The sequence below is a fragment of the Micrococcus sp. R8502A1 genome, assembly GCF_006704135.1.
Taxonomy (GTDB): domain Bacteria; phylum Actinomycetota; class Actinomycetes; order Actinomycetales; family Micrococcaceae; genus Micrococcus; species Micrococcus luteus.
The window spans coordinates 1-252 of record NZ_VIGS01000123.1 but is presented as its reverse complement, the minus strand read 5'-3'; the positions used below and the strand labels follow the sequence as shown (position 1 = coordinate 252).

The 252-nt window shown below is 63.9% G+C and carries 1 pseudogene; it reads right to left on the bottom strand.

The window, feature by feature from the left end:
• Nucleotides 1-240 (bottom strand): annotated as a pseudogene (locus FLM69_RS11765) (hypothetical protein); the annotation flags it as partial.
• Nucleotides 241-252 lie beyond the last annotated feature (12 nt).

Sequence of the window (252 nt, the reverse complement as noted above, 5' to 3'; positions counted from 1 at the left end):
CCTGAGGCTTTCAGCTGCTCGACCAGGTCCTGGCCCGAGGGCTCGCCTGGGTTCTTCTCGTCGATCATGGTCATGATTCTTACCGTTCCTCTCGGTACGGCTTACACAGACCATCTGACACGCCCTGCCGAGCTCGGAGGCCTCGAACTCGGCCAGCGCCTTCCTCGCGGTCTCTTCGTTGGGGGCGGTGTAGATCGGCTTCAGCGCGGCGGCGACCTTCTTGCGGTCCTGGTAGGCCACGAACCGCATCGC